At 61.9% G+C, this 25302-nt stretch carries 23 protein-coding genes and 2 pseudogenes; 13 read left to right on the top strand and 12 right to left on the bottom strand.

Going from position 1 to position 25302, the window contains the following annotated elements; translation table 11 throughout:
- Nucleotides 1-90 precede the first annotated feature (90 nt).
- The 3 genes and pseudogenes from ACYCCG_RS17075 to ACYCCG_RS17065 all read right to left on the bottom strand — a co-directional run.
- Complete coding sequence (locus tag ACYCCG_RS17075) at nucleotides 91-1779, bottom strand: putative bifunctional diguanylate cyclase/phosphodiesterase (RefSeq protein ID WP_176683956.1); 1689 nt, start codon at nucleotides 1777-1779, stop codon at nucleotides 91-93.
- 13 nt (nucleotides 1780-1792) lie between these two features.
- A complete protein-coding gene (locus ACYCCG_RS17070) occupies nucleotides 1793-2911 on the bottom strand; it encodes a methyl-accepting chemotaxis protein (protein WP_370844330.1) in 1119 nt (372 codons plus the stop codon).
- A 117-nt stretch (nucleotides 2912-3028) separates the two neighbouring features.
- A pseudogene (locus ACYCCG_RS17065) lies at nucleotides 3029-3358 on the bottom strand (PAS domain-containing protein); the annotation flags it as partial.
- Nucleotides 3359-3624: 266 nt separating this feature from the next.
- Here ACYCCG_RS17065 and ACYCCG_RS17060 point away from each other — a divergent pair.
- The 5 genes from ACYCCG_RS17060 (at nucleotide 3625) to ACYCCG_RS17040 (ending at nucleotide 8103) form a co-directional block, all read left to right on the top strand.
- Nucleotides 3625-3939: a helix-turn-helix domain-containing protein gene (locus ACYCCG_RS17060; protein ID WP_010953232.1), complete on the top strand. Its 315-nt coding sequence runs from the start codon at nucleotides 3625-3627 to the stop codon at nucleotides 3937-3939.
- Nucleotides 3940-4166: 227 nt separating this feature from the next.
- Entirely contained in the window at nucleotides 4167-5477 is a 1311-nt protein-coding gene (locus ACYCCG_RS17055; protein ID WP_176683958.1) for a C4-dicarboxylate transporter DctA, read from the top strand.
- Between the two features lie 44 nt (nucleotides 5478-5521).
- Nucleotides 5522-6220, top strand: a complete 699-nt coding sequence (locus tag ACYCCG_RS17050; protein ID WP_176683959.1) for a FadR/GntR family transcriptional regulator — start codon at nucleotides 5522-5524, stop codon at nucleotides 6218-6220.
- A 16-nt stretch (nucleotides 6221-6236) separates the two neighbouring features.
- Nucleotides 6237-6905 (top strand): GntR family transcriptional regulator, encoded by a 669-nt coding sequence (locus ACYCCG_RS17045; RefSeq protein WP_176683960.1) that lies wholly within the window; start codon nucleotides 6237-6239, stop codon nucleotides 6903-6905.
- A gap of 151 nt (nucleotides 6906-7056) precedes the next feature.
- On the top strand, nucleotides 7057-8103 hold the full coding sequence (locus ACYCCG_RS17040) for a hypothetical protein (RefSeq protein WP_176683961.1): 1047 nt from the start codon (nucleotides 7057-7059) through the stop codon (nucleotides 8101-8103).
- Nucleotides 8104-8142: 39 nt separating this feature from the next.
- Here ACYCCG_RS17040 and ACYCCG_RS17035 read toward each other — a convergent pair whose 3' ends face one another.
- Complete coding sequence (locus ACYCCG_RS17035) at nucleotides 8143-8571, bottom strand: PACE efflux transporter (protein ID WP_459671251.1); 429 nt, start codon at nucleotides 8569-8571, stop codon at nucleotides 8143-8145.
- Between the two features lie 102 nt (nucleotides 8572-8673).
- Here ACYCCG_RS17035 and ACYCCG_RS17030 point away from each other — a divergent pair, with 102 nt between their 5' ends.
- The 3 genes and pseudogenes from ACYCCG_RS17030 (at nucleotide 8674) to ACYCCG_RS17020 (ending at nucleotide 11581) form a co-directional block, all read left to right on the top strand.
- Nucleotides 8674-9552, top strand: coding sequence for a LysR family transcriptional regulator (locus tag ACYCCG_RS17030; protein ID WP_459671249.1), 879 nt, complete (start codon nucleotides 8674-8676; stop codon nucleotides 9550-9552).
- A 97-nt stretch (nucleotides 9553-9649) separates the two neighbouring features.
- A pseudogene (mcpA, locus tag ACYCCG_RS17025) lies at nucleotides 9650-10726 on the top strand (methyl-accepting chemotaxis protein McpA); the annotation flags it as partial.
- A gap of 114 nt (nucleotides 10727-10840) precedes the next feature.
- The gene (locus ACYCCG_RS17020; RefSeq protein WP_370290711.1) at nucleotides 10841-11581 is read left to right on the top strand and encodes a methyl-accepting chemotaxis protein; all 741 of its coding nucleotides are present in this window, start codon (nucleotides 10841-10843) and stop codon (nucleotides 11579-11581) included.
- Nucleotides 11582-11634: 53 nt separating this feature from the next.
- Here the strand turns inward: ACYCCG_RS17020 and ACYCCG_RS17015 are convergent, their stop codons facing one another.
- The 3 genes from ACYCCG_RS17015 to ACYCCG_RS17005 form a co-directional block, all read right to left on the bottom strand.
- Nucleotides 11635-12699: a YkvI family membrane protein gene (locus ACYCCG_RS17015; protein ID WP_176683965.1), complete on the bottom strand. Its 1065-nt coding sequence runs from the start codon at nucleotides 12697-12699 to the stop codon at nucleotides 11635-11637.
- A gap of 112 nt (nucleotides 12700-12811) precedes the next feature.
- Nucleotides 12812-13189, bottom strand: coding sequence for a RidA family protein (locus ACYCCG_RS17010; RefSeq protein WP_176683966.1), 378 nt, complete (start codon nucleotides 13187-13189; stop codon nucleotides 12812-12814).
- A 12-nt stretch (nucleotides 13190-13201) separates the two neighbouring features.
- Nucleotides 13202-14344, bottom strand: a complete 1143-nt coding sequence (locus tag ACYCCG_RS17005; protein WP_176683967.1) for an NAD(P)/FAD-dependent oxidoreductase — start codon at nucleotides 14342-14344, stop codon at nucleotides 13202-13204.
- A gap of 114 nt (nucleotides 14345-14458) precedes the next feature.
- Here ACYCCG_RS17005 and ACYCCG_RS17000 point away from each other — a divergent pair, with 114 nt between their 5' ends.
- Both ACYCCG_RS17000 and ACYCCG_RS16995 read left to right on the top strand, forming a co-directional pair.
- A complete protein-coding gene (locus ACYCCG_RS17000; RefSeq protein ID WP_176683968.1) occupies nucleotides 14459-15052 on the top strand; it encodes a helix-turn-helix domain-containing protein in 594 nt (197 codons plus the stop codon).
- A 123-nt stretch (nucleotides 15053-15175) separates the two neighbouring features.
- Nucleotides 15176-15961 carry a sulfite exporter TauE/SafE family protein gene (locus ACYCCG_RS16995; protein ID WP_176683969.1) on the top strand — a complete coding sequence of 262 codons (786 nt, stop codon included), beginning with the start codon at nucleotides 15176-15178 and terminating at the stop codon, nucleotides 15959-15961.
- Between the two features lie 3 nt (nucleotides 15962-15964).
- Here the strand turns inward: ACYCCG_RS16995 and ACYCCG_RS16990 are convergent, their stop codons facing one another.
- The 4 genes from ACYCCG_RS16990 to ACYCCG_RS16975 all read right to left on the bottom strand — a co-directional run bounded on the left by ACYCCG_RS16990 (nucleotide 15965) and on the right by ACYCCG_RS16975 (nucleotide 20715).
- On the bottom strand, nucleotides 15965-16504 hold the full coding sequence (locus ACYCCG_RS16990; protein ID WP_339535256.1) for a histidine phosphatase family protein: 540 nt from the start codon (nucleotides 16502-16504) through the stop codon (nucleotides 15965-15967).
- A 126-nt stretch (nucleotides 16505-16630) separates the two neighbouring features.
- Nucleotides 16631-18865 (bottom strand): TonB-dependent siderophore receptor, encoded by a 2235-nt coding sequence (locus ACYCCG_RS16985; protein WP_459671245.1) that lies wholly within the window; start codon nucleotides 18863-18865, stop codon nucleotides 16631-16633.
- A 450-nt stretch (nucleotides 18866-19315) separates the two neighbouring features.
- A complete protein-coding gene (locus tag ACYCCG_RS16980; RefSeq protein ID WP_176683972.1) occupies nucleotides 19316-20014 on the bottom strand; it encodes a type 1 glutamine amidotransferase domain-containing protein in 699 nt (232 codons plus the stop codon).
- A gap of 77 nt (nucleotides 20015-20091) precedes the next feature.
- Entirely contained in the window at nucleotides 20092-20715 is a 624-nt protein-coding gene (locus ACYCCG_RS16975) for a TetR/AcrR family transcriptional regulator (protein ID WP_252458504.1), read from the bottom strand.
- Nucleotides 20716-20817: 102 nt separating this feature from the next.
- Here ACYCCG_RS16975 and ACYCCG_RS16970 point away from each other — a divergent pair, with 102 nt between their 5' ends.
- Together ACYCCG_RS16970 and ACYCCG_RS16965 are read left to right on the top strand one after the other, a co-directional pair.
- Nucleotides 20818-22254 carry a coniferyl aldehyde dehydrogenase gene (locus tag ACYCCG_RS16970; protein ID WP_459671243.1) on the top strand — a complete coding sequence of 479 codons (1437 nt, stop codon included), beginning with the start codon at nucleotides 20818-20820 and terminating at the stop codon, nucleotides 22252-22254.
- Nucleotides 22255-22519: 265 nt separating this feature from the next.
- Nucleotides 22520-23422, top strand: a complete 903-nt coding sequence (locus ACYCCG_RS16965; protein ID WP_339535275.1) for an acetoacetate decarboxylase (ADC) — start codon at nucleotides 22520-22522, stop codon at nucleotides 23420-23422.
- Nucleotides 23423-23482: 60 nt separating this feature from the next.
- Here ACYCCG_RS16965 and ACYCCG_RS16960 read toward each other — a convergent pair whose 3' ends face one another.
- Nucleotides 23483-23923 carry a MerR family transcriptional regulator gene (locus ACYCCG_RS16960; RefSeq protein ID WP_339443610.1) on the bottom strand — a complete coding sequence of 147 codons (441 nt, stop codon included), beginning with the start codon at nucleotides 23921-23923 and terminating at the stop codon, nucleotides 23483-23485.
- Nucleotides 23924-24237: 314 nt separating this feature from the next.
- Here ACYCCG_RS16960 and ACYCCG_RS16955 point away from each other — a divergent pair, with 314 nt between their 5' ends.
- Entirely contained in the window at nucleotides 24238-25170 is a 933-nt protein-coding gene (locus ACYCCG_RS16955) for an NAD-dependent epimerase/dehydratase family protein (RefSeq protein ID WP_459671241.1), read from the top strand.
- Nucleotides 25171-25302: the final 132 nt, after the last annotated feature.

Here is a 25302-nt window from a genome sequence, read left to right as displayed (position 1 = left end):
CGCGTGATGCAAAAACGGCACCTCTTGCAGGTGCCGTTTTTTTGCCCGTGATTGATGGTGCGGGTCAAGACCACCGCCCGCTGATGGCCTTCAAGGGTCACGCCACTCCACTGGCTGCCGGTAGGCCTGCGCCCAAGCTTGCACTTCACTGGCTGGCATCGGCCGGGCAATGCAGTAACCCTGCGCCAGCTCACAGCCCAGGCCCATCAGTACCCGCCCGTGCTCGACACTCTCCAGCCCCTCGGCAATCACCTCGCGGCCAAACGCCCGGGCCAGGCCGATCACCGCCTCCGTCAGCGCCAGGTCGTCCTGGTCATGAAGGATGTCCCGCACGAATGACTGGTCGATCTTGATTGTCTGGGTCGGCAAGCGCTTCAGGTAACTCAACGACGAATAACCAGTGCCGAAATCGTCCAGCGAGAAACGCACACCCAGCGCACGGCAGGCATCCAGGCAGCGGCTGACGTGCTGCAGGTTGTCGATGGCCACTGACTCGACGATTTCCAGATCCAGCAGCGCCGGGTCCACCGCCGGGTACGCTGCCAGCAGCTGCTGCAAGCGCTCGGCAAAGTCACTGCGCTGCAAATGCCGCGCGGCGATATTCACGCTCAACGACCAAGGCCGCCCTTGCAGCTGCCAGACCTGCAACTGGCTCAACGCCTGCCCGATCACCCACTCGCCGATTTCGACGATCAGGTCGGTCTGCTCTACCCAAGGCAGGAAATCGCCGGGCGGCACCACGCCACGGCCAGGCCGTTGCCAGCGCAATAAGCCCTCGAAGCCCAGTACCTTGCCACTGCGCAGGTTGACCTTGGGTTGGTAATAAAGACACAGCTCACGGTTGCGCAGCGCCCGGCGCACGCGCGCCACAGTCTGGTGGGTGGCCTTGAGCTCCTGCTCCTGCGACACATCGAACAGATGGTAACGGTTGCGCCCGCGCTGCTTGGCCACATACATGGCCTGATCGGCGTGGCGCACCAGGGTGTCGGCATCTTCATCATCCTGCGGGTACAGGGTCACGCCGATACTGGCACTGAGCGACAGCGTATGCTCACGCACCACACAAGGCGCCGCCAATGCCCGCAGTACCCGCTGCAGGGCTGCATGCAGCTGACACTCATCGTCGACGTCGCGCAGGATCAGCACGAACTCGTCGCCCGACAGCCGGGCCACGGCATCACCACCGCGCAGGATGCTCTTCAAGCGCTGCGCCACTTCCACCAGCAGCAGGTCACCCACGGCATGCCCGTAGCCGTCGTTGACCGCCTTGAAACCATCCAGGTCGAGCATGCACACCGCCAGCGAGATACCTTCACGACGCGAGTAGGCCAGGGCCTGATTCAGCAGGTCGGACAGATAGGCGCGGTTGGGCAGGCCGGTGAGCACATCGTGGCCCACCCGCCACTGCAAGGTATGCAGCAGCTGGCGCTTCTCGGTGACGTCAAAGCGGATCGACACATACTTGCGCACCTGGCCTGAAAGCGGATCGACCAGTGGCACCATGGTGCTGTCGACCCAATACAACGAACCGTCCTTGGAGCGGTTGCAGATTTCACCCTTCCACACTCGCCCGGCGACCAAAGCCCGCCACATGCCGACAAAGAACGTCGGCTCATGCAGGCCGGAATTGAGGATGCGGTGATTGGCCCCCAGCAGTTCCTCGCGGCTGTAGCCCGAGATGCTGCAGAACTGCTGATTGACGTAGGTAATGTTCCCACGCAGGTCGGTTTCCGAAAAGATCGCGGCCGCGTCCACGGCCGCGCGATAGTTATCATCCATAAAGCATCCTGCCTTAGCGGTTGAAGCGCTCCACCAGGGCGCGCAATCCGGCGCATACATGTTCCAGTTCGGTACCGCGCGAGGCGGCGGCGTTGGCGCTGTGGGCGCTGTGCTGGGCAATACCGGCTACGCCGTTGATCTGCCGCGAAACGTCTTCTGCCACCGCCGACTGCTGCTGCGAAGCGGTGGCCATCTGCTGGCTCATGTCGCTGATGCGCTGAACCGCGTCACGAATGCCATGCAGCGCCTGCCGGGCTTCCTGCACTTGGGCAACGCCCTGCTCGGCACCGTCGATGCCTTGACTGGCGATCGCCACGGCTTCCTCGGCGCCACTGCGCAGGGTATCGATGATGGCCTGGATGTGCAGGGTGGACTGGCGGGTCTTGTCGGCCAGTGCACGCACCTCGTCGGCGACCACGGCAAAGCCGCGGCCTTGCTCGCCCGCACGGGCAGCCTCGATGGCGGCGTTGAGGGCCAGCAGGTTGGTCTGCTCGGCAATGCCGCGGATCATCCCGGCGGCCTCGGCAATGGCGCCGGTCTGGCCAGCCAGGTGGCTGACTGCCTGATTGATCTGCCTCACAGTACTGGCCAAGGTCCGAATGGCCGCACCACTGGCATCGGCCACCTGGCTACCTTGCTCGGCCAGCAGATGCGCCGTGTGTGCCTCGGCGGCGGTCAACTGCACGTGGTTGGCCACTTCGCCGATGGAGGCGGCCATCTGATTCATTGCAGTGGCGCTCAGGTCGGTCTCGGCACGTTGCTCCAGCAATGCCGCCTCGGTGCTGCGCGACAACTGCCCGGCATCGCGAGCAGCCACGGCCATTTGCCCGGCCAGGTCGCTTAGCCGCGTCAAGGCAGTTTTCAGGCGCGCCTCTTCGCTGATCAGCATCAGTTGCAACTGCCCGGCAGCCCCCGTCAGGTCGCTGTAGGTCAAGGCTGCAACCGGGTCGGCGAAGGCACCTTCGGCGCCCTGTACAATTTGCTGTAGCTGCCGCCCAAGGGCGTTGCGCGCCCACAGGCCACAGCCCACGAACAGCCCCAGGGTCAGCCCCTGCCCCACCAGGCCGGGCCACAACTGGTTGGCACCCACCGCCAGCAGCCCGCCAGCCAGTGGCAAGGCCAAGGCCTGCATCAGCAAGCTCAGCCGGCGCGACGCAGGCAATGCCGCCTGGCCGTTGCGCAGCCGCGCATACAGGGCTTCTGCACGGGCTACTTGCTCGCGCGTAGGGCATACGCGCACCGACTCGTAACCCACAACCCGCCCACCTTCGAGGATGGGCGTGACGTAAGCATTGACCCAGTAATAGTCGCCGTTACGGCAGCGGTTCTTGACGATACCCATCCAGCTTTTGCCGGCTTTCAGGTAGCGCCACATCAACTCGTACACCGCCGGCGGCATATCCGGGTGGCGCACCAGATTATGCGGGCTGCCGATCAGTTCGGCCTCGCTGTAGCCACTGATGGCGGCAAACTCTGGGTTGCAGTAGGTGATCAGGCTGGCGGTATCGGTAGCAGAAATCAGCCGCTGATGGGGGGGGAAACGTTGCTCGACCGGGGTTACCGGCAAGTTGAGGCGCACGATGAGACTCCATTCAATGACAAGCCGGCACCCAGTTCATCGACGGCCATCGGAACCGATTCATGGCGATCCGCTCCAATGGGCAAAAGCGCTTCCTGCCGTTGCAGCACGAGGCCGAACGGTACAAGGAAGATGACGATGACTGACCGGTCAAGCCATGAATTCTACGAAATTCATCACATAAATAAAACAAAGGTGATCGATCATGGCGTTGCGCCACATGGATAGATATCGTTAAGTTCTTGATTCTAAATGGGAATTAAGCGATGACGAGATCAGCTTTGGGTATCGCCCTGCGCCGCTACCGCAAGCTGGCGGGCCTGACCCAGGCACAACTGGCCGAACGGACCGGCTTCGACCCCAAGACCATCAGCCGTTTCGAAACCAGCACCTACACCCCCAGCATTGATGCAATCATGGCGTTTGCCCAGGTGCTGGGCGTCAAGACCAAGGACTTCTTCGCTGAACCGGACGACGAAGAGGAGCAGCGCGCCTACCTGTTCGGCGTCATCCACAACGCCCCACCCAAAGATCTTGGCAAGTTGATTGCAGCAGTGGACCAGGCACTGGCCAAGCCCTGAGCTATTTCACGCGCCCGCCTTCACGGCACGCACCGAACTAGAGCATGGCAGGCCGGATTGCCCCACAACTGGTCAGACCGGTAAGGCCAAAAATCCTTGCAATCAGGGATTTTTCGCGCTTTTATGGCCTCGCGCTGAACAAACCGGTAAGACCACAATAATTAAGTCCTGCGCTCTTTCGCCCCGTGCGGCTACCGAAGCAAGGACACCGATCAGAGACTCCTCCCATGCTCAAATGGTGCTCGCGTTCGATTTTCCTGCAAGTCGTACTCGGCCTTGCCCTCGGCATCGCCTGCGGTCTGAGCTTCCCCGACCTCTCCCTGCAACTCAAACCCCTCGGCGACGGCTTCATCAAGCTGATCAAGATGCTCATCGGCCTGATCGTGTTCTGCGTGGTGGTCAGCGGCATTTCGGGTGCGGGCGATCTGAAAAAGGTCGGGCGCATCGGCCTGAAGTCGGTGATCTACTTCGAAGTGCTGACAACCCTGGCGCTGGTGATCGGCCTGGTGTTCGCCTTCAGCAGTGGCATTGGCAGCGGTGCCAATATTCATCTGGACCAACTCTCCGCCGCCGATGCCAACGGCCTGGCCGAGCGCGGCCAGCACATCCATGGCGCCACGGCGTTCTTCATGGACCTGATCCCCAGCTCGGTAATCGGTGCGTTCGCCGACAACAACATTCTTCAGGTGCTACTGTTCTCGGTGCTGTTCGGCAGCGCGCTGAACCTGGTGGGTGACTCGGCCGCCGGCATCTCGCGGCTGATCAACGAACTGAGCCATGTGATCTTCCGCATCATGGGCATGATCGTGCGCCTGGCGCCGATCGGCGTGTTCGGCGCCATCGCCTTCACCACCAGCAAGTATGGCCTGGAGTCGCTGCAGCACCTGGGCGGGCTGGTGGCGCTGTTCTACCTCACCTGTGCCGGCTTCGTGCTGATCGTGCTGGGCACCGTCATGCGCTTGTCGGGCCTTAAACTGCTGCCGTTGATCAAGTATCTGCGTGAAGAGCTGACCATCGTCCTGGGCACTGCCTCTTCCGACGCCGTGCTGCCACAGATCATGCGCAAGCTTGAGCACCTGGGCATCGGCAGTTCCACGGTCGGCCTGGTGATCCCCACAGGTTACTCGTTCAACCTCGATGGTTTCTCCATCTACCTGACCCTGGCGATCGTGTTCATCGCCAACGCCACCGGCACGCCACTGGAAATGACCGACCTGCTGACCATCCTGCTGGTGTCGCTGGTGACATCCAAGGGGGCTCACGGCATCCCAGGCTCGGCACTGGTGATTCTTGCCGCCACCCTGACTGCGGTACCGGCGATCCCTGTGGTAGGCCTGGTACTGGTGCTGGCGGTGGACTGGTTCATGGGTATCGGCCGGGCGTTGACCAACCTGATCGGCAACTGCGTGGCCACCGTGGCCATTGCCCGTTGGGAGAAGGACATTGACCTGGAGCGCGCGCAGAACGTGCTCGACGGCAAGCCTGGCTTTGCCCACACACCCCGCAAGCAACCCACCGCCCATCAACAGGAATTCTGAGCGAACGTGGCCGGCATTGACGCCGGCCCTTCCAGGAGCGAAACGTGATCAGCTCATCAACCGTCGTCAACTCAGTGGTCGAAAAGCTCCGCCAGGCCCTGGCCCGCGGCCAATGGCGCACCGGCGACATGCTGCCAGGCCAGCGCGAACTGGCCGAACAACTGGGCATCAGCCGCCCCAGCCTGCGCGAAGCGGTAACCGTGCTGGAAACACTGGGCCTGGTGCGCTCGTTGCCAGGCAAGGGCGTATTGGTGCTGGATGCCGATGTCCAGGCGTCGGGTGTGGAAACCAGCGCTGCGGCCAGCCTGGCCGACGTGCTGGAGCTGCGCTACACACTCGAACCGTTCATCGTCGGCCTGGTGGCGCAGTCGGCCAACAGCCAGGACATCGGTCAGCTGCGCCTGACCCTGATGGACATGCGCGAAGCGCTGGAGGCCGATGACAGCGAAGCCGGGGTCAAAGCCTACATTGCCTTCCATGAAGCGCTGTTTGCCCTGACCACCAACCCGATCTTCCAGAGCGTGGTGCAGCAGACCGGGAATGCGCTGAAGCAAAGCGCCGACATGCTGCGCAACTCGCCAGAGCACCTGGCCGCGCGACTGAAGGAGAACGAAGCGGTGGTGCGCGCCATTCGCGAACGCAACAGCGCCCAGGCCAGTGCCCAGATGCGTCAGCACATCGTGGCCGAAGGGCTGCGCATGGGCATTGCGCTGAATATCCCGGACGAACATCCGCATCCATGACCTCAGGAGAGTGACCATGAACGCCGTCCCCCACTTGCCTGCCCTGCTCGCGGCCGGCGAAACCCGTCTGTCGGCCGAGCAGATTTACCCGCGGCTGTTCGACGCCATTCTCGAACAGCGCCTGCCACCGGGCAGCCTGTTGCCCGAACAGGCGCTGGGCCATGCATTTGGTGTCAGCCGCACGGTGATCCGCCGCGTGCTCGGGCGCCTGTCCGACCAGCAGGTGGTGGTACAGCGCCCCAGTCACACCGCACATCTGGCCGCGCCTGACCCAGACCAGGCACGCCAGGTGCTGAGTGCCCGGCGTCTGGCCGAAACCACGCTGATCACCCTGGCCGCGCAACGCGCCCGGCCGGTGCAGGTACGCCAGCTACGGCAACTGGTGGAGCGCGAGCGCCAGCACCATGAGCGTGGCGAACGCTGCGCGGCGATCCGCCTGGGCGGCGAGTTCCACCTGAAACTGGCGCAGGTGGCGGCCAATGCGCCGCTGGCGCGGTTTCTCAATGGGCTGGTGCCGATGACCTCGCTGATCATCGCTCGCTACGAATCGCCGTGCTGCGATCATTGTGCGTGGGAAGAGCATGCGGCGATCATCGATGCCGTGGAGCAAGGTGATGCCGAGGCGGCCTTGGGATTGATGCACAGGCACCTTGACCGCCTGGAAGAAAAGCTGGACCTGGAATAACCCGACCAGGCTGACGCGATCGCTCCCACCCAGGCCGCGCTCACGCAACCCTTTGCAGCGATGCTGGGCGGGCGATGGGCTGCACAGCAGCCCCGATAACCCCACCCTATACTGCGAGAACCAGCCCAGCCTCTACCAGGGAGGCGGTCGCGTGAGCTCTCGAATCCTCCTGCTGCTATGCCTTCTGCTGGCCCTCGGCGGTTGTGCCAGCAAGCGCCCCCCTGCCCCGCCGCCGCCCACAATACTCACCCCTGCGGCCTGGCAACGCATCGATCAGGAACTGATCGACGCCTCGGCCGGCGCCGCCGGCTCGGCCAACGACTATGCCCGTCGCTCCATGCGGGTCTGGAAGGAGCAGGTGCAACAACGCACCGAGCGCGACTTCATTCCCTGGTTCACGGGCTACTGGACCCAGCAATGGCTCACCCTCAAGGTGGCCTGGTACAAGCTCGACAGCGGCAAGGGTCGGGAACCGGCAGAAAAACGCCTGGCCCTGTACCTGCAGGAGCAGTATCGCGCGCGGGTGATCGAGCCGGTGGCCGAGCAGATCAACCCCGAGGGCATCCGCGACCGCGCCTGCGAGCTGTACCTGCAACTGCTCGGCCAGCAACTGCCGGCCATCATCCGCCGCTACAACGCGCCGCCGGAACAATTCAGCCAGCGTCTCAACCGTATCCCCGCCATCGCCCTGGGGCCACCGGATACGCGCAATGCCAGCCTGTATCAGCTGCTGCGGGCCAAGTCACTGGACCAGCAACCGGCTTGGCAAGCGATGCGCCAGCACTTGCATCAGCAGGCCAGCAAAGGCCCTGGCAGGACCGATGTCGGACTGAACTCGGTGGCCACCCAGGCCAGCGAAAAGCTCGGCGCCAGCCTGGCCCCACGCGGTATCGCCAGTGCGGTGGCATCGGCAGTGGGCAAGGTGGCAGGGGCGATGATTTCAATTGCTACGGCCGGTTACGGGATGATGACCCATGACCGTGACCACCCGCAGATGGTCGAACAGCTGCGGGTGATCCTCAACGTGGCATTGAACCAGGAATGGCAGGAGTTGATGGAGAACCGCCAGAGCGGGACCATGGCCGGGGTCTATTACCTGTCGGGACAGGTTGAGGACAGCTTGCTGGCCAGTGCACCGCGGCCGGTGGAGCAGCAGGTAGAGCAGCAGGCGCCTTTGATCATTCGCCTGCCACCTTAGTGGCAACCTGTACCGGCCTCTTCGCCGCGCAAGGCTGTGTCAAGTTGTGGCCAGGGCAGAGCTTGGCAAGCCAAACACCCGATCAAACGCCCAGTTGTAGGCAAAGGTGTAGCACGGCACCAGTATGATGAACGCCATATCCACCAGCAGCGCCTCCAGCAATGTCATGCCCAGCCACCAGGCAATCAGCGGAATCAAGTACACCACCAGGGTCAACTGGAAGCCGATGGCATGCACCACACGCCGCGCCACGCTGCGTCCACGCTTGGCCTGGCGGCGCTCCCAGTACTCGAACAGGGTGTTGTAGGTCAGGTTCCAGAGCATGGCGATGGTGGTGATCATCACCGCCAGCGGCCCGGTATGCGACGCCTGCGTATCTGACAGGTAGGCCAGCCCGAGGGTCGACATGCACAGCCCGATCAGTTCATAGAAAGTCACGTAGACCAGCTTGCGTTTCAATCCCTGCACCCAGGGTTCCCTCCAAAGACAAAAAGCGAAGGGGGCGATCATGCTTCAACGTACTTGACAGCAAAAGTCAGCAGCTGTCAGATCTGCTGACAGGAGGCTGCCATGAACTTTTCCAGCGACAACATCCAGCTGTTTCTGGCCGTGCTCGACCACGGCTCGTTTTCTTCCGCGGCGCGCGCCCTCAAGCGGGTGCCTTCAGCCGTAAGCATGGCCATTGGCAACCTTGAGGCAGAACTTGGCTACAACCTGTTCGAACGTGGCCCGCGAGAAGTTCGCCCAACCGCACAGGCCATGGCCCTGGAGCCACACGCCAGACTGATTGCCGAACAACTGGGGCTGCTGCAGGTTCATGCCCTGGAGCTGTCCCAAGGGCTCGAGAGCAGCCTGACCCTGGCTGTGGTACCTGACATTGATCACCGTCCGCTGCTGGCGGCCATCACCAGTCTCGGCGAGCGCCACCCGTTGCTGGACATTGCCCTGCTCAGCGCCCCGCAGGAAGAAGCCCTGCACTTGCTGGACAGTGGCCGTGCCGACCTCTGCGTAGCCTTTGCCGGCCTGCAGGTCGATGCCCGCCGCGGCTTTCAGCACATCGGCATGGAGTCGCTGGTAGCCACCTTGTCGCCGGGCCACCCGGCCTTGCGTGAGGGGCGTATCCACTACCTCGAGGACTTGACCCAGGTGCGTCAGATTCTGGTGCGCAGCCGCGACCTGCCGCTGGCTGACCCTCGCCCGCTGATCGGCGCCACGCACTGGTCCAGCGACAGCTTCGACCTGGCTTTGCAGATGGTGGAAGCTGGCCTGGGCTGGGGTGATCTACCGTTGTCGCGGGTCGCGCCGCTGTTGGCCAGCGGCCGCCTGGTACGCCTGGCTTTCCGCAATACGCGCAACGAGTTGCAACTGCCCGTACATATCCTGTGGCGCAAACAACAGCCGCTGCAGCAGGCCGCACGCCTGCTGATCGAACAGCTGGCTGACCGGTGACTGCCGTCCGTCGAAACGTCTGTAAGAATTTTCTCTAAGCACTTCAATCTTTTACCCCTTGAGCCGATATCTCGGTCGACAGGCCCCGCATCGCGTCATGAGCGCGCTGCGCCCTCCCCTCATTGGCTCAAGGTCTCGAAACATGAACCTGAAATTTCGCCACAAGATCCTGCTCAGCGCCTGCGGCGTCGTGGTTTTGGCATTTGCCCTGTTCACGCTCTACAACGACTACCTGCAACGCAACACCATCCGCCAGAACATCGAAGCCTCGGTACAACAGTCCGGTGCGCTGACCGCCAGCAGCGTGCAGAACTGGATGAGCGGGCGCATTCTGGTGCTGGAGAACCTGGCCCAGGACATCGGCCAGCAAGGCGCCGGCGACACCCTGGCAGGGCTGATCGAGCAGCCGTCCTACACGCGTAATTTCCTGTTCACCTACCTGGGCCAGGCCAACGGCGAATTCACCCAGCGCCCGGATGCCCAGATGCCCGCCGGTTACGACCCGCGCCAGCGCCCTTGGTATGGCGCCGCCGCCAACGCCGGGCAGACCGTGCTGACCGCCCCGTACCAGGGTGCAGTCGGTGGCCTGATGGTGACCATCGCCACGCCGGTGAAGAGCAAGAGCAATGGCGAACTGATCGGTGTGGTCGGCGGTGACGTGACCCTCGACACCCTCGTCGAGATCATCAACTCGGTCGACTTCGGTGGCATCGGTCACGCTTTCCTGGCCGACGCCAATGGCCAGGTGATCGTCAGCCCCAATAAAGACCAGGTGATGAAGAACCTCAAGGACATCTACCCAGGCAGCAACCTGCGGGTCGCCGCCGGCATGCAGGATGTCACCCTCGACGGCCATGACCGCATCATCTCGTTCGCTCCGGTGGCCGGCCTGCCTTCGGCGCAATGGTACATCGGCCTGTCGATCGACAGGGACAAGGCCTATGCCGCGCTCAGCCAGTTTCGCACCTCGGCGATCATTGCCATGCTGATCGCCGTGGCCGCCATTGCCGGCCTGCTCGGCCTGCTGATTCCGGTGCTGATGAGCCCGCTGACCACCATGGGCCGCGCCATGCGCGACATCGCCGAAGGCGAAGGTGACCTTACCCGCCGCCTGGCCGTGCAGAACAAGGACGAGTTCGGCGAACTGGCTACCTCGTTCAACCGCTTTGTCGAGCGCATCCATGCCTCGATCAGCGAAGTGTCCTCGGCCACCCGCCTGGTACATGACCTTTCGGAGAAAGTGGTCAGCGCGTCCAATGCGTCGATCAACGGCTCTGAAGAACAGAGCATGCGCACCAACAGCGTCGCTGCGGCCATCAACGAACTGGGCGCCGCCACCCAGGAAATCGCCCGCAACGCCGCAGATGCTTCGCAACATGCCAGCGGTGCCAGCGAACAGGCGCACGGTGGCCGTGAAGTGGTTGAAGAAGCCATCAGCGCCATGACTGCCCTGTCGCAACGGATCAGCGAGTCGTGCGCGCAGATCGAAACGCTCAACGCCAGCACCGACGAAATCGGCAAGATCCTCGACGTGATCAAGGGCATTTCTCAGCAGACCAACCTGCTGGCACTGAACGCGGCCATTGAAGCGGCCCGTGCGGGTGAAGCCGGCCGTGGCTTTGCCGTGGTAGCCGACGAGGTGCGTAACCTGGCGCACCGTACCCAGGAGTCGGCGGAAGAAATCCACCGCATGATCACCAGCCTGCAGGTAGGCTCGCGCGAAGCGGTGCATACCATGAACACCAGCCAGGTCTCCAGCGAGCAGACCGTGCAGGTGGCCAACCAGGCCGGCGAACGCCTGGCCAGCGTGACCCAGCGCATTGGCGAAATCGATGGCATGAACCAGTCGGTGGCGACAGCGACCGAAGAACAGACCGCCGTGGTCGAGAGCCTCAACCTGGACATCACCCAGATCAACGCCCTGAACCAGCAGGGGGTGGAGAACCTCAACGAGACCCTGCGCCATTGCGATCAGCTGGCCCAGCAGGCCGGGCGTTTGAAGCAGTTGGTGGGCAGCTTCAGGATTTAAACGCCGGGTTCAGGCGGCAACGGCCTATGCCTGTTGTCGCCTGTACCAGCCCCTTATGCAGCCACCGCCTTCGCAGCCCTGCCCCGCCGTACCCAGGCCAGCAATACCGCCGTCATCAGCACAAAGCCCAGGTAACCGAAGAACGGGTACACCTCACCCACCAGGTTGATGAACCCCACCAGGCTACAGCCGAACGCCACCACCCCGGTCACCACCGAGCCCCAGCGGAACGTCGTCGTGCCCGCCGGCAACAGCCGCGAGAGGAAGGAAAACAGCGTGCCCACCGCGGTGTTGACGATCATGCCGAAGATGATCAGGCACATCACCAGCCCCAGCAGTGGTGACACTTCGTTGGCAATCGACAGCATTGGCATCGGCTGGTCGGCCACACTGTCCAGGCGCGACAGCAGCCCGGCACTCATCACCAGCATCAGGCCACCTAGCGCCGCACCACCGAGCAGGCCTCCCCACACCGCCGCTTTCTCGCCCTTGGCCGAACCGCCCAGAATGGCCAGGATCGGCGCGCCCGCGACGATGTTATACGACACATACAGGAACGCACCCAGCAACCAGTGGCGGGTGCCGGCCTGTTGCTGGCTGGCCACCTGATCGAGCGCAGCAAAGCTCTGCTCGCGGGTGATCACGGCATACAGCGCTATCGCCGACGCCACCAGGATCAGCAAGGGGGTGATGGCGCCGATCGCAAGAATCATCCTGCGCACGTCCAGACACACGATGCCGACCACCACCAGCGTCACCAGCACGCTGCCGGTCAGGGCCGGGATGCCGAACTGCTGCTCCAGCAATGCACCACCACCGGCCAGCATGACCACGGTGACGGCGAACATGAAAAAGGTAATCAACCAGTCGACGAACATGCCCAGGTGGCGGCCGCAGATGGCCAGGATCACATCCTTGTGCGAGGTGGCCTGCTGGCGATTGCCCAGCCCCGCCAACGCCATGCCGAGGAAGGTGAACAAGGCGGCGCTGACCAACGCGCCAGCCAACCCCCACACGCCGAAATCGACAAAGAACAACAACAGTTCCCGCCCTGAAGCGAACCCCGCCCCCACGATCACGCCGACAAATGCGCCGGCAATCTTCAGCTGCTCTTGCATGTGAACCTCTGGATTTATTGTTGTTTTTTCATTGCCGTCGCATACCTGTCGCAGGGGCGGCCTTGCAGCCCATCACGACACACGGTCGCCTCTACACGGGCTCTTTGCCCGGTCAGGCGTCGCCGACGAACGCCTGCACTTCGATCTCCACATCCACGCCCAGGGCCAACGCCGAAGCCACGGTGGAGCGCACTGGTAGCGCCGCGCCGAAGAACGCCTTGTACACCTCGTTGAAGCCGGCGAAATGGCGCATGTCCGACAGCCAGACCGTGACCTTTACCACCTGGTCGAAACGCGCACCACAGGCCGCCAGGCTTTCGGCGATACGCTCGCAGGCAGCACGTGTCTGGGTCTGGATATCACCGCGCACCACTTCGCCGTCGGTGCTCATCGGCACCTGCCCGGAGAGGAACAGAAAGCCACCGGCCTTTACCGCGCGGGAAAACGGGAACGGCAGGCTACTGGGGAAACGCTGAATGTCATTGCTCATGGGATGCTCCTTTCAGGGTTGCTGGAAACGGGCCGGGGACAGGCGCTCGGGCGCCACTCCCTGGCTGACAAGGTCGGGACACAAGGGCTGGCCCAGCAGCAGGTCGGCGGCCAGGCGCGAGGCGCCCGCTGCCGACTGGATGCCATAGCCTCCCTGGGCCGCCAGCCAGAAAAACGCGGGGACATGCGCATCGAAACCGATCACCAGGTCGCCATCGGCAACGAACGAACGCAGCCCGGCCCAGGTGTGGCTGGGTCGGCGGATCGCCAGGGTGGTCATGGCTTCAATGTTGTAGATACCCAAGGCCACGTCCAACTCCTCGGGCGCGGCATCCTGTGGTTCAACCGGGTCGGCATTGGCTGGCGACCCCAACAGTTGGCCGGCATCCGGCTTGAAGTAGAAGCTTTCATCGACGCCAATCACCGCAGGCCAGCCGGTAAAGTCCTGTTCCGCCGGGCCGGGGAAGGTGAAGGCGCTACGGCGGCACGGTTGCAAGCCGATGCGCGCCACCCCGCACTGCTCGGCCACACGGTCCGCCCAGGCCCCTGCAGCATTGACCAGGCGGCGGGCCTGCAGCCGGCTGCCATCGGCCAACTCCACCTGCCACACGCCGTCCAGGTACCTGGCCTGGATGAGCTCGGCGTTACAGCGCAGTTCACCGCCAGCAGTGCGATAACCACGCAAGAAGCCTTGGTGCAAGGCATGTACATCAAGGTCCATCGCACCCGGTTCAAGCACCGCGCCGGCCAGGGCTTCGCCACGCAAGCTGGGTACCTGTGCCAAGGCCGCGTCCCGGTCAAGCAGGCTGACTTCTGTGCCATTGGCCAGGTTCTGCGCGTAAGTTTGCTCAAGCAGTTCACGCTGCTCCAGGCCGGCCACATACAGACAGCCTCGCGGCTCCAGCAGCGGGTGCTCGCAGAAGCCCTGCGGTGGCGCTTCGTAGAAGGCCCGGCTGGCGCGGGTCAGCGCCTGGATCTGTGGGGTGCCGTAAGCCTCCATGAACATGGCCGCCGAACGCCCGGTGGAGTGGTAGCCAGGCTGCGATTCACGCTCGAGCAGCAGCACACGCTGCTGGCCGGCCACGGCCAGGCGATAGCCCAGTGAGGCGCCGGCAATGCCAGCACCGATGATCAGGGTGTCGTAGGTCGGGGTCATGCACGTTCCTGCCAGACAATTATCATTTATGAGAATTCTAATATATGAGAATTTAGAAATGCGCAAGTGTCCAAGGTAAGATGCCCGACCAACGCCGCATGCCGAGATCCCTGAATGCCCTCAGCTCTACCCCAGCTTGACCGTGCAGTAGTGGGCCAGCGCCTGCGCCAGGTGCGCAAGGCGCGCCAGATGACCCTCAAGCAATTGTCCGAGGCCAGTGGCGTGCCGCTGTCCACGTTGTCGAAGATGGAACTGGCGCAGGTGTCGGTCAGCTATGAAAAACTCGCCGCTGCTGCGCGGGCGCTGAATGTCGATATTGCCCAGCTGTTTCGCGCCAGTGGAACGGTCAGTGCGCCTGTGCCGGTGACCGTGGTGGTCGATTCACTGCCAGCGGCGGCGGGCTATTCGACCGGCACCTATGACTACTACCCGATTGCCGGGGACTTCCCCGGGCGGCGCATGACACCGGCCTATGCCCGCATCATTGCCCGCGAGCGCGGCCAGTTCGACGATTTTATCCGCCACCCCGGGCAAGAGTTCGCTCTGGTGCTGAGCGGACGCGTGCGCATCGAGTTCGAGACCGGAGAAGCGGTAAGCATCGGACCGCAGGAGACGGCGTATTTCGACAGCCAGGTGGGGCACATCTACCTGTCGGAAAGCGATGACGGTGGCGATGCCCATGTCATGGTGGTGATGACCGATCGTTGATCGGGTGCGCCTGCCAGGCATGCGCGGTTATAACCTAATAACGAACAAGTCTATTTGGCTATAAAAAAATCTATATGCTGACTGGCATCCGATAACGGGCAAAGTTGGGCAGTCGAGTAGCGTATGGATGTAGGTTCTTTCGGTTTCACCATTGCTGGCCTGTTCGTGGGCTTCATCGTCGGTATGACCGGCGTCGGTGGCGGCTCGCTGATGACCCCGATCCTGTTATGGTTCGGCATCCACCCAGCGACCGCTGTCGGCACCGACCTGCTGTATGCAGCCATCACCAAGGCCAGTGGCGTCTGGGTCCACGCACGCAACAAGAACATCGACTGGAAGATCACCGGCCTGCTCAGCATGGGCAGCGTGCCCGCAGCGGCGCTGACCCTGTGGTTCCTCAGCACCCTGCACGCCGACACCTCGGCGCTCAACGCCATCATCAAGCAAGGCCTGGCGGTGGTGCTGATCCTGACCGCGCTGGCCATCCTGTTCAAATCGCGCCTGCAGGCCTTCGCCAGCCGCCATGCCGGTGATCACTACCACCTCAGCGACCGCAGCCTGAACACCCTCACAGTGCTGACCGGCGTTGTGCTTGGGGTAATGGTCACCCTCACCTCCATCGGGGCCGGCGCCCTGGGTACGGTGGCGCTGTTCCTGCTGTACCCGTTCCTGGTCACCCGTCGCCTGGTCGGTACCGAAATTGCCCACGCCGTGCCACTGACCTTGGTCGCAGGCCTGGGCCACGCCGGCATGGGCAACATGGATTGGTCGCTGCTGGGCTACTTGCTGCTGGGCTCGCTGCCAGGCATCTATCTGGGTAGCCACCTCACCGGGCGAATCTCCGACCGCGTGCTGCGCCCTTGCCTGGCAGCCATGCTGCTGCTGATCGGTTACAAGCTGGCGTTCTGAGCCTTAGCCCAGGCGCAACCGCCACTGCCCGGTAAAGCTCAGTTCCAGGCGTGACAAGGGCAGCACGTCGATACGCTGCCCGGCAATTATCGGACACCCGAGCACCTCTACCAGCATGGCGCGTATGACCATCGGGTGAGTCACCGCCAGCCAGTCACCCGGCCTGTCGAAGGCCGCCAGCCAGGCGGCCAGGCGCTGGCATAGCGCAGCGAACGACTCGCCACCATGCACGGCACTGGCCGGATCCTGCAGCCATTCTGCCAACGCCTGCGGTTGCTCGGCTTGCAGCTGCTTCAGCGACAAACCCTGCCAACGCCCGAGGTCACAATCGGCCAATCCCGGCTCGATCTGTACCGCCCCCGTTAACCACGCCGCCGTCTCGCAGGCCCGTCGCTCTGGCGCACTCAGCAACTGCGCACCTGAACGGTCAGCGCCTGACTCTTGCTCTAGCGGCAGGATGCCATCGTCAGAATGGTGCAGGCGCCCGTTCTTCTGGGCCTGGGTCAGGGCATGACAGATCAGGGTCAGGCGGATGGCTTTCACCAGGCATTTCTCGCAGCGGGCTGGGGTGCATGGTTTAGCACGATGCGAGGCTTTTGGCTGCAACAATGACGTCTGCCATCCGCGACCTGATTTACCGGCGATTGGGCCGCATGGCGGCCCATAGGATCAGAAGCTGATATTCAGCGCAGCAAACACCGCCCTGCCCGGCTGGTTATACGTGTTTGCCCCCGAGCTGCTGGCATTGCCGCCACGCAGGATCTGCTTGTCGAACACGTTGTTCACACCTACACGCACATCGTAGTTGGCATTGAACCTGTACCCGGCGCTCACGTCCACCAGGCCATAGGCCTCGACGTCCTGCTGGGCGGTCTTGTCGTAGTCCTGCTGGGTGCGGTAGTTGTAGGTCGGTGATTTCTGCTTGCCGAAGTAGGTACCTGCCAGCTGGAATGACAGCTGCTCGGTGGCGCGCCAGTCGAGGCTGGTGTTGACGGTGTATTCCGGGATCACCGAGAGCGGCTCACCCGTTTCACGATTATCGTTGTCGAGCATCCAGGTCAGGTTGGTGTTCCAGTCCAGGGTCGGAGTCAACTCGATGAAGAAGTTGCCTTCGACACCTTCCACCCGCGCTTTGCCGGCGTTGTCCCACTGCGTCACGCGGCTGCCGGTACCGATGGTGTAAAGCACATCGGTATCACCGATGATCTTGTTCTTGTAGTCGTTGCGGAAGTAGGTGGCACTGGTGCGCCAGGTGCCACGGTCGTACAACAGGCCGATTTCCTTGTTGACGCTGATCTCTGGCTTGAGGTCGGCGTTGCCCTGCAGGTAGCAGCCACCGTTGTTGGTCTGTTGCACACTGCAGCCGTTACCGCGGCTGTACAGCAGGTAGTTGGGGTTGGACTGGTACAGGTTCGGAACCTTGTAGGCACGGGCGATGCCGCCTTTTACCGACAGCGCTGCGGTCAGCTTGTGCGACAGGTTCAGGCTGGGGCTGAAGTTGTCACCGAAGGTTTCGTGGTGGTCGAAACGCAGGCCCGGCGTAATGGTGGTGTCGCCAACGATGATGTTGTCTTCGACAAACAGCGCATAGCTGCGTGCGGTCATCTTCGAGCTGCTGCGATCGAAGCCGACAAGGCCGTCATTGTTGGTGGGGTCGGAGCTTTGCGGGCGCAACGAACCTTGATCGTTGAGGGTTTCGTACAGGTACTCGCCACCCACGGTAAGCACATGTTCTGTGCTGCCCATGGCGAACGGCAGGTTCACCTCACTGCTCAGGCGTGTGTTGCGCAAACGTGACATGGCCCCACCTTCGTCGTTGGGGGCACCTTCGGTGCGGCCTGCCAGGCCCTCGTTCAGGCGCCAGTTGCGCACGTACTCGTAGGCCAGCGTGGTCTTGCTGGTACCCCAGGTGAAATCACCGAGGTGGGTCAGGTCGTAAGTACTGCGCTGCATCACGTTGGTTTCGTGGCCGTAGAGGCTGGAGACGAAGTCGACGTCGCCGCCGCCGTTGCTGTTCATGGTATCACCGGCAAAAATGTTGCCCTGACGGCTGTAGCCGGCACTGGCTTCCAGGCGGTGCTCGTCGTTCAGTTTCCAGCTCAGTAGGCCGTTGATGTCCTTGTTGCGCACCCCCTCCCGCCCCGCTACCAGGGCGCTGGTGGCATGCCCGGCGTTGATGTCCAGATCGTCGGCGTCAGTCTTGGCCAGGCCACCGTACAGGCGGAAACCCAGGTTATCGGTCAGGCCGCCACCGAGGTTGAAGTTGGCTCGGCGGCTGGCGCCTTCTGCGCTGTCTTCGGGCAGCTGCGTGTACAGGCTGACGCTGCCTTTCAACTCGTCGGAAGGGCGCTTGGTGATGATGTTGACCACCCCGCCCATGGCGCCGGAGCCGTAGCGTGCGGCGGCCGGGCCACGCAAGATCTCGATGCGCTCGACCGCTTCGGCCGGCACCCAGTTGGTTTCACCCCGAGTATCACGGTCACCGTTCCAGCCATAGCGCACGGCGTTGCGCGCGCTGGATGGCTTGCCGTCGATGAGGATCAGCGTGTTTTCCGGGCCCATGCCGCGCAGGTCGATCTGGCGGTTGTTTCCGCGTGCGCCACTGGCACTGTTGCCGGTCAGGTTAACCCCGGGCTCGCGGCGGATGATGTCGGAAAGGTCATTGGCCGGCGGGTGGCGTTTGATGTCTTCGGCGGTGATGATCGACGTGCCCAGGGCCTGTCGCGCCTCGCGCTCGGCGGTGATCAGGGTGTCCTGGATCACCAGTGCGTTGTCGGCGACGGGCACTTCCAGTACCTCACCCGCACGTCGCTCCTCGGACTCTGCCGCGGTCGCCAGCATGGACGGCGACGCCAGCGCGACGAACGCCAGGGCCAGGCTGTTGGGTGAAGTTCTGCACTGCATGGGTACATCTCCTGCGATTCATGAGCGAAAAGGCACATCCCTGTCGGAAACCGGGAGCCCTCGCCCACCGGCCCCGCACACTCAGTCTGGCGGCCAACAGGGTTGGTAAATATAGAGAATCGCAAATGCGAGTAAATCTTATTTACGAAGTTTACATGTTTGTAACTGAACTTTGCTGAACCGTGATCTTTGGCATCGCGAGGCTTACCCGCCCCGCTGTGAGAGCAACTGTCTTGCTCAACATCTGAAAGGCGTGCGCGGTCGCCGGCAAGGAGCGGGTTTACCCGCATGGGGTGGCGGCGGCAACAGTGAACGGCTGGTGGAAATTGCCGGCAGGCCTGGCCCTTTCGCGGGTGAACCCGCTCCTACAACGGCCTGTGCCGAATCACCGAAGTGTCAGCCGTACCACTCTATGGCGAAGACGTCGCGCCTCTCGTTAAGCGAGGGATCTCACGCAGCCTTCCGCTGGAGCAGTGCAGCTACCTGCTCGGCAGTTGCTTTGGCAGATTGTGGGTTCTGGCCTGTCACCAAGCGGCCATCGACAACCACATGGGAAGTGAATGGCAAGAGTGCTTTCTCGTAGCGCGCCCCACGGCGCTTCATCTCTTGCTCGGCATTGTATGGGACCTTGCTCGCAACGCCCGCCAGCACTTCTTCGATCCAGGCATAGCCCGTCAGACGACGCCCCTCTACCAGGAGACGGCCATCAGACAGCCGAGTATTGAGCAGCCCGCAATACCCATGGCAAACCGAAGAAACGACGCCACCCTGCTCGTAGATCTCGCGGGTCAGCCGCTGCAAACCCTCGTCTTCAGGGAAGTCCCACATCACCGCATGGCCACCGGTGAAATAGATGGCGTCGAAGTCTGATGACACTAACGCTTGCGGACTTGAGGTGTTGCCAAGACGTGCCATTGCCGCCGGGTCGTTCAACCAGGCTTTGGCCGTGCCATCGAGCAATGGCCACTTGAGCGAACGCGGCTCGAGTGGGGATTTTCCACCCTGCGGGCTCACCAAGTGCTGTTCGTAACCTCTGCCAGCGAACACATGCCAGGCATGCGTCAGCTCACTCAACCACAACCCCGTGGGATGACTCGGGTCGCTGTAATGGGCAACGTTGGTAACGACGTGCAGGATGCGTTTGGTCATGCCTGAGTACCTGATCCTAGGTGGTTGGGCCAAGCATCGCCTTCATACGGGCGAGCAGTTCTCTGTAGAGTCGCAGGTCATCGAGCCGTCTGATCACTGACCAAACCGTCAAGCAAGGTCGTCAAGGCATCCTCGATGGCATGGTCGCCGACTTTCGCCGGCACCAACCGGCTATCGATCGAAAGCAGGGTCAACCCGTGAAGGTGCGCCCAGCTTGCGGTAGCCTGTCCCAAGGCAGAACGGGCGCGAATAGTACCCTCCTCCTGACCCCGCTCCAGCACCTCGATCACCAGGGAGAACGGTGCCTGGGCCCGGGGGTCGACATGGATCTGCGCGGGGTCTCCCGCCTGTGTCGAAAACATCAACCGGTACAAATCCGGATTTTCCTCGCCAAACGCCAGGTAGGCGTAGGCCATCGCCCGCAAGCGCTCTGGTGCTGACATCGCGGGCCCCATCGCGTCTTGCATCGCCGCATTCAATCGCTCGAAGCCCAGTAGCGCCAACTCGTGGAGCAGCGCCCCCTTGTCCGGAAAATGCCGATATGGAGCCGAGTGGCTCACTTCGGCTCGCCGGGCTATTTCGCGCAGGGTGAATTGCCAGCCTCGCTGTTCTTTCAGGGTGGCCAAAGCAGTGTCGATGATGGTGCGACGCAAATCGCCATGGTGGTAGGGCTTTGCTTCGCAAATTTCATCGGATGACATACGGCTGCTCCCCTAATGTTGACAGTGAACACATTGTCTTCCTATGATCGGCGGAAATCAAGTTTACAGTGTCTACATTGCAATGACCTTGAGAGGTGCAAGATGACTGTCGCCGCAACATCCATCCCAGATATCGACGCCGCAACCATGCTGGAACAGCAGCGGGGTGCGTTTCTCAATGACGGGCCACCCAGCGTTGAGCGACGCAAAGCCAACTTGATCAAGTTGCGCGCGGCGGTGCTTGCCCATCGCCGCGACGTGGAAGAAGCGATCAGCGCCGATTTCGGCAACCGCTCAAGGCATGAGACAGACATCATGGAACTGCTTGGCGTGGTCCAGTCGATCGACTACCTGCTGCGGCACCTGCGCCGTTTCATGAAACCCGAGCGTCGTCACGTCGCCGCGTTTCACCGCAATGGCCGCGCGCATGTGGAGTACCAGCCCAAAGGCGTGATCGGCGTCATGGCGCCGTGGAACTACCCAATAGCGTTGACCTTCATCCCCCTGGCCACCGCACTGGCGGCTGGCAATCGGGTGATGATCAAACCCTCCGAACTGACGCCACGCACCAGTGAGCTGATTCAGCGCATTCTGGCGGGCAGTTTTACCGTCGAAGAGGTGGCGGTGATACTCGGCGGCCCTGAGATAGGCGCAAGCTTCAGCGCTCTCCCCTTCGATCACCTATTGTTCACCGGCAGTACCCAGGTTGGCCGGATGGTGATGCGGGCGGCTAGTGACAACCTGGTGCCGCTGACCCTTGAACTGGGCGGTAAAAGCCCTGTGTTCGTGGCCCCTGGGCATGCCGGACGCAACACCCTCGACAGCATCGTCTTCGGCAAACTCGCCAATGCCGGCCAGACCTGCGTGGCACCGGACTACGCCCTGGTCCATGAGGATGACCTGGATGAGTTCATCTCCCAGTACCGCGCGGCTGTCGCCCGTAGTTATCCGCAAGGCCCGACCAGCCCGGACTACACCTCCATCGTCAGCGACAGGCACTACGCGCGGTTGCAGTCGCTGGTCGAAGACGCCCGCACCAGGGGTGCCAAGGTGATCGAGGCTGGCGTGACCCCGGAGCGTGCGGCAGAGCGACCGCGGACACTGGCTCCGGTGCTGATCGTGGGGGCTGGTGACGATGCACTGGTCATGCGCGAAGAAATCTTCGGGCCTTTGCTACCGGTGCGTACCTACCGCTCCCTCGACGAAGCGATCGGCCATATCAATGCCAGGCCACGTCCGCTAGCGCTCTACTACTTCGGCAATGTGGGGGCCGACAGCGAAGCGCTGCTCAGGTGCACCACCTCCGGCAACGTCGGCATCAACAACACCCTGATGCACGTCGCGGTGGACGACCTGCCGTTCGGGGGCGTGGGTCCCAGTGGCATGGGGGCTTACCACGGTATCGAAGGTTTTCGCTCGATGAGTCATGCCAAGGGCGTGTTCGTGCAAGGTCGTTGGAACTTGCCAAGGCTGCTCCGGCCACCTTTCGGAAAACTGGCTGATTTAGCCCTCGCCTACACCTTGCGCCCCCGGCCATGACAGCAGGTCCAGTGGCGGATAAAGCCCACCAACAGCGCCTTGACATTAAAGTTAAGTTTAAAGTTAAGGTGCGTGTGTAAGGTCCATCTAGTTCGCCGCCAAGCGAGATGCCTGGTCGCATTCATCAATGCGTGATGCAATTCACCGGAGAGACTGAAAAGTGAAACTCGGAACCGTCGCCGCAGTGGCAGGTGCACTCCTGACACCCATTAGCAATGCCACCCTGGCGGACACGACCGGCATCCCCAAGCATGCCGAAACCGCGATGATAGAGATCGCAGGCCACCAGGTACCCGTCGTCAAAGGCGGTCTGTACGACCGATACCGCTCCAACCCTCCCCTGTCGGTGATCCAGGCCGAAGCGCCAGGCATGGACCTCAGTTGGTTCAAAGTCCTGGAAAAGACCAAGGTCGATATGGGCTTCGAGTCGTACTCGCCTAACTTCTACTACAAGAACAGCCGGTTTACAGCCGTTTACACCGCAGACCTCGATCGCCTGCGCGAGCTGATGCCTGCCGAAGTACTCAAGCAGGTTCAACCCCTGCAGGTATGGCCAGGCCGCGGCCTGGTAGCGTTCACGGCTTACACCTACGATTATTGCGACAACGACAGCTACAACGAAATTGCCTTGTCGATCATCACCAACAAACCAGGCAAGTCCAATCTCGGGCCATTCAGCTTGATCGGACAATCCATGTCCAAGGACTTCTGGGGCTACGTGCTCAAATTGCCGGTAAATACCGAGCTTGCCCGTGTCCGTGGCGTAGTGGGCTACAACCTGCCGAAATGGCTGACAGAGATCAACCGCCGAGAGGACGCCGCGACCGTGTCCTATGACATCGTCGACGCGCAGACTGGCAACATTGACGTCGTCTTTAAGGCAAGAAAGCTCGAGGACGTATCCAGTGAAGCCGGCCTGGTGACTAACAGCTTCACCAACCTCGATCACGCTGGACAGCTGAGTTATGGCTATGCGACGTCTCGGCAGACCCGTCATGGATCAAGCATGAGCGCTGACTCGGCTCACCTGGTGCTCGGCGACGGTAGCCTGTCGACCTACATCCGTTCTTTGAAGTTGGGCAAGATGGTGAAATACGAATACGTGCCCGAATTCCAGAGCGCCCTCTATGCTCCGAAGCCGCTGGCAGCACTGAATAGCGGTGACTGACGCTGTATCAGCGCCGGCCCCTGAGCCGGCGCCCTGCTCCGCATCAGACGCTGGCATGCTTCACTTGGCAGGTGAAGCGCCCACCTTGTTCAAAGCGATGTCTTCGCGCAGACGGCCAAGCACCCGTTGGGTGCTGTCTACGCACGGCATGCCGTCTGGCTTGCTTTCAATGCCGTCGATCACCATCAGCAACTGCTCCTTGTTGCGAGCCAAGCGTTGCTGCAGCACCTCGATCTCCTCGACCTTGCGCTTCAACCCGGAAAGTAGCTCGTCATGACGCCAACCTTGCGAACTCATCGGCAACAGGTGCCGGATTTCTTCCAGGGTAAACCCTGCTGCCTGTGCGCTGGTGATCATCTCCAGTATCCAGACGGCATCATCTGAATAGTCGCGGTAGCCATTGGCCTTTCGCTCAACTGATTGAATCAGCCCACTTGCCTCGTAGAAACGGATGCGCGAAGCGGCAAGACCCGTGATTTTCGCAAGCGCTCCAATCCTCATACCACACCTTCACAGAAGTTCTGACCTTAAAGCTCACTTTAACCCCCCGGGCACCCGAGAGCCAACTTCGATTACGAATCTCCAATCGTGGGCCTGATCAAATCGGCCCAACCCGCCATCCCGCGCCTACTCTTACGATAAGGACTTGACCTTAAAGTTTACTTTAAGCCTAAGGTAAATACCTGGGCTACATGGACTTTGCTGTACCGCGCCCAAGGGCGGCAGCCACAGCGTCGCGCCCGGCATACGTAAACGGGCCATCATCATCGCAGTTAGTAGAGAGAAACCTTCTACCGAGGTTTCCAGGAGACCAAATGCAAACCGTTTTAGGCGCAACTGGCCAGATAGCCATAGAGCTGGCACGGGAACTGAACCGGACATTTACCGAAGATATCAGGCTGGTCAGCCGTAATCCGCGCAAAGTCAGCGACTCTGACACGCTGATTGCGGCGGACCTGCTAGACGCCAGCCAGGCGGCCAAGGCCGTAAAGGGTAGCAGCATCGTTTATTTCACGGCCGGACTTCCGCCAGATACACAGCTTTGGGAAACGCAATTCCCAGTGATGCTGCGAAACGCGCTTGATGCGGCTCGCGCATCCGATGCCAGCTTCGTCTATTTCGACAACACTTATATGTATCCGCAAGATGATCGCCTGTTGACCGAGAACACACCCTTCGAACCGGTCGGTCGTAAAGGGCAGGTCCGTGCGCGAATGGCATCGATGGTGTTGCAGGAGATGGCGCGAGGTGACATTCCTGTCGTCATAGGGCGAGCGCCCGAGTTCTATGGGCCATGCAAGACTCAGAGCATCACCAATACCCTGGTCCTCGACAACATGAAGGCCGGCAAGACGCCACGCGTCCCAGTGCGAGACGATACTCAGCGAACACTCATCTGGACGCCGGATGCAAGCCGGGCACTGGCAGCGCTGGGGAACACTTCAGATGCGTTCGGGCAAACCTGGCACCTGCCCTGTGACGATGAGCGGCTGACCTACAAACAACTTGTCACGCTGGCTTCTCAGATCTCTGGCAAGGACGCTACTTATAAAATTCTTGGCAAATTGACCCTGACAGCAGTAGGCCTGATATCCAAGCAAGTCCGTGAGCTGCGGGAGCTGCTGCCACGGTACGCGCACGACAACCTGTTCGACTCCTCGAAGTACAAGCAGCGTTTTCCCGATTTCAAAGTCACGACTTACCGTCAAGGGCTCACTCAAATCTTAAATGAGTCTGGTAGCCGCTAAGACGGTTCCATAGCGAGGATTGAAGTCGATGACGCATTGGAGAGGGCGGAGCAGACGGGGGTCTGAAATTGTATAGCGACGGTCGAGGTATGACCGTCGCTATACGCTCCAAACTGGACATCGATTTGAACA

This window comes from Pseudomonas sp. VEM90 (assembly GCF_054611535.1).
This window is presented reverse-complemented; position numbering and strand designations above follow the sequence as displayed.

Excerpts from the sequence above, each read along its gene's own strand:
- ACYCCG_RS17075 (WP_176683956.1), bottom strand. The coding sequence starts at position 1,779 with ATGGATGATAACTATCGCGCGGCCGTGGACGCGGCCGCGATCTTTTCG.
- ACYCCG_RS17070 (WP_370844330.1), bottom strand. The coding sequence starts at position 2,911 with ATGCAGGCCTTGGCCTTGCCACTGGCTGGCGGGCTGCTGGCGGTGGGT.
- ACYCCG_RS17060 (WP_010953232.1), top strand. The coding sequence starts at position 3,625 with ATGACGAGATCAGCTTTGGGTATCGCCCTGCGCCGCTACCGCAAGCTG.
- ACYCCG_RS17055 (WP_176683958.1), top strand. The coding sequence starts at position 4,167 with ATGCTCAAATGGTGCTCGCGTTCGATTTTCCTGCAAGTCGTACTCGGC.
- ACYCCG_RS17045 (WP_176683960.1), top strand. The coding sequence starts at position 6,237 with ATGAACGCCGTCCCCCACTTGCCTGCCCTGCTCGCGGCCGGCGAAACC.
- ACYCCG_RS17030 (WP_459671249.1), top strand. The coding sequence starts at position 8,674 with ATGAACTTTTCCAGCGACAACATCCAGCTGTTTCTGGCCGTGCTCGAC.
- ACYCCG_RS17020 (WP_370290711.1), top strand. The coding sequence starts at position 10,841 with ATGCGCACCAACAGCGTCGCTGCGGCCATCAACGAACTGGGCGCCGCC.
- ACYCCG_RS17015 (WP_176683965.1), bottom strand. The coding sequence starts at position 12,699 with ATGCAAGAGCAGCTGAAGATTGCCGGCGCATTTGTCGGCGTGATCGTG.
- ACYCCG_RS17010 (WP_176683966.1), bottom strand. The coding sequence starts at position 13,189 with ATGAGCAATGACATTCAGCGTTTCCCCAGTAGCCTGCCGTTCCCGTTT.
- ACYCCG_RS17005 (WP_176683967.1), bottom strand. The coding sequence starts at position 14,344 with ATGACCCCGACCTACGACACCCTGATCATCGGTGCTGGCATTGCCGGC.
- ACYCCG_RS17000 (WP_176683968.1), top strand. The coding sequence starts at position 14,459 with ATGCCCTCAGCTCTACCCCAGCTTGACCGTGCAGTAGTGGGCCAGCGC.
- ACYCCG_RS16995 (WP_176683969.1), top strand. The coding sequence starts at position 15,176 with ATGGATGTAGGTTCTTTCGGTTTCACCATTGCTGGCCTGTTCGTGGGC.
- ACYCCG_RS16985 (WP_459671245.1), bottom strand. The coding sequence starts at position 18,865 with ATGCAGTGCAGAACTTCACCCAACAGCCTGGCCCTGGCGTTCGTCGCG.
- ACYCCG_RS16980 (WP_176683972.1), bottom strand. The coding sequence starts at position 20,014 with ATGACCAAACGCATCCTGCACGTCGTTACCAACGTTGCCCATTACAGC.
- ACYCCG_RS16975 (WP_252458504.1), bottom strand. The coding sequence starts at position 20,715 with ATGTCATCCGATGAAATTTGCGAAGCAAAGCCCTACCACCATGGCGAT.
- ACYCCG_RS16970 (WP_459671243.1), top strand. The coding sequence starts at position 20,818 with ATGACTGTCGCCGCAACATCCATCCCAGATATCGACGCCGCAACCATG.
- ACYCCG_RS16965 (WP_339535275.1), top strand. The coding sequence starts at position 22,520 with ATGATAGAGATCGCAGGCCACCAGGTACCCGTCGTCAAAGGCGGTCTG.
- ACYCCG_RS16960 (WP_339443610.1), bottom strand. The coding sequence starts at position 23,923 with ATGAGGATTGGAGCGCTTGCGAAAATCACGGGTCTTGCCGCTTCGCGC.
- ACYCCG_RS16955 (WP_459671241.1), top strand. The coding sequence starts at position 24,238 with ATGCAAACCGTTTTAGGCGCAACTGGCCAGATAGCCATAGAGCTGGCA.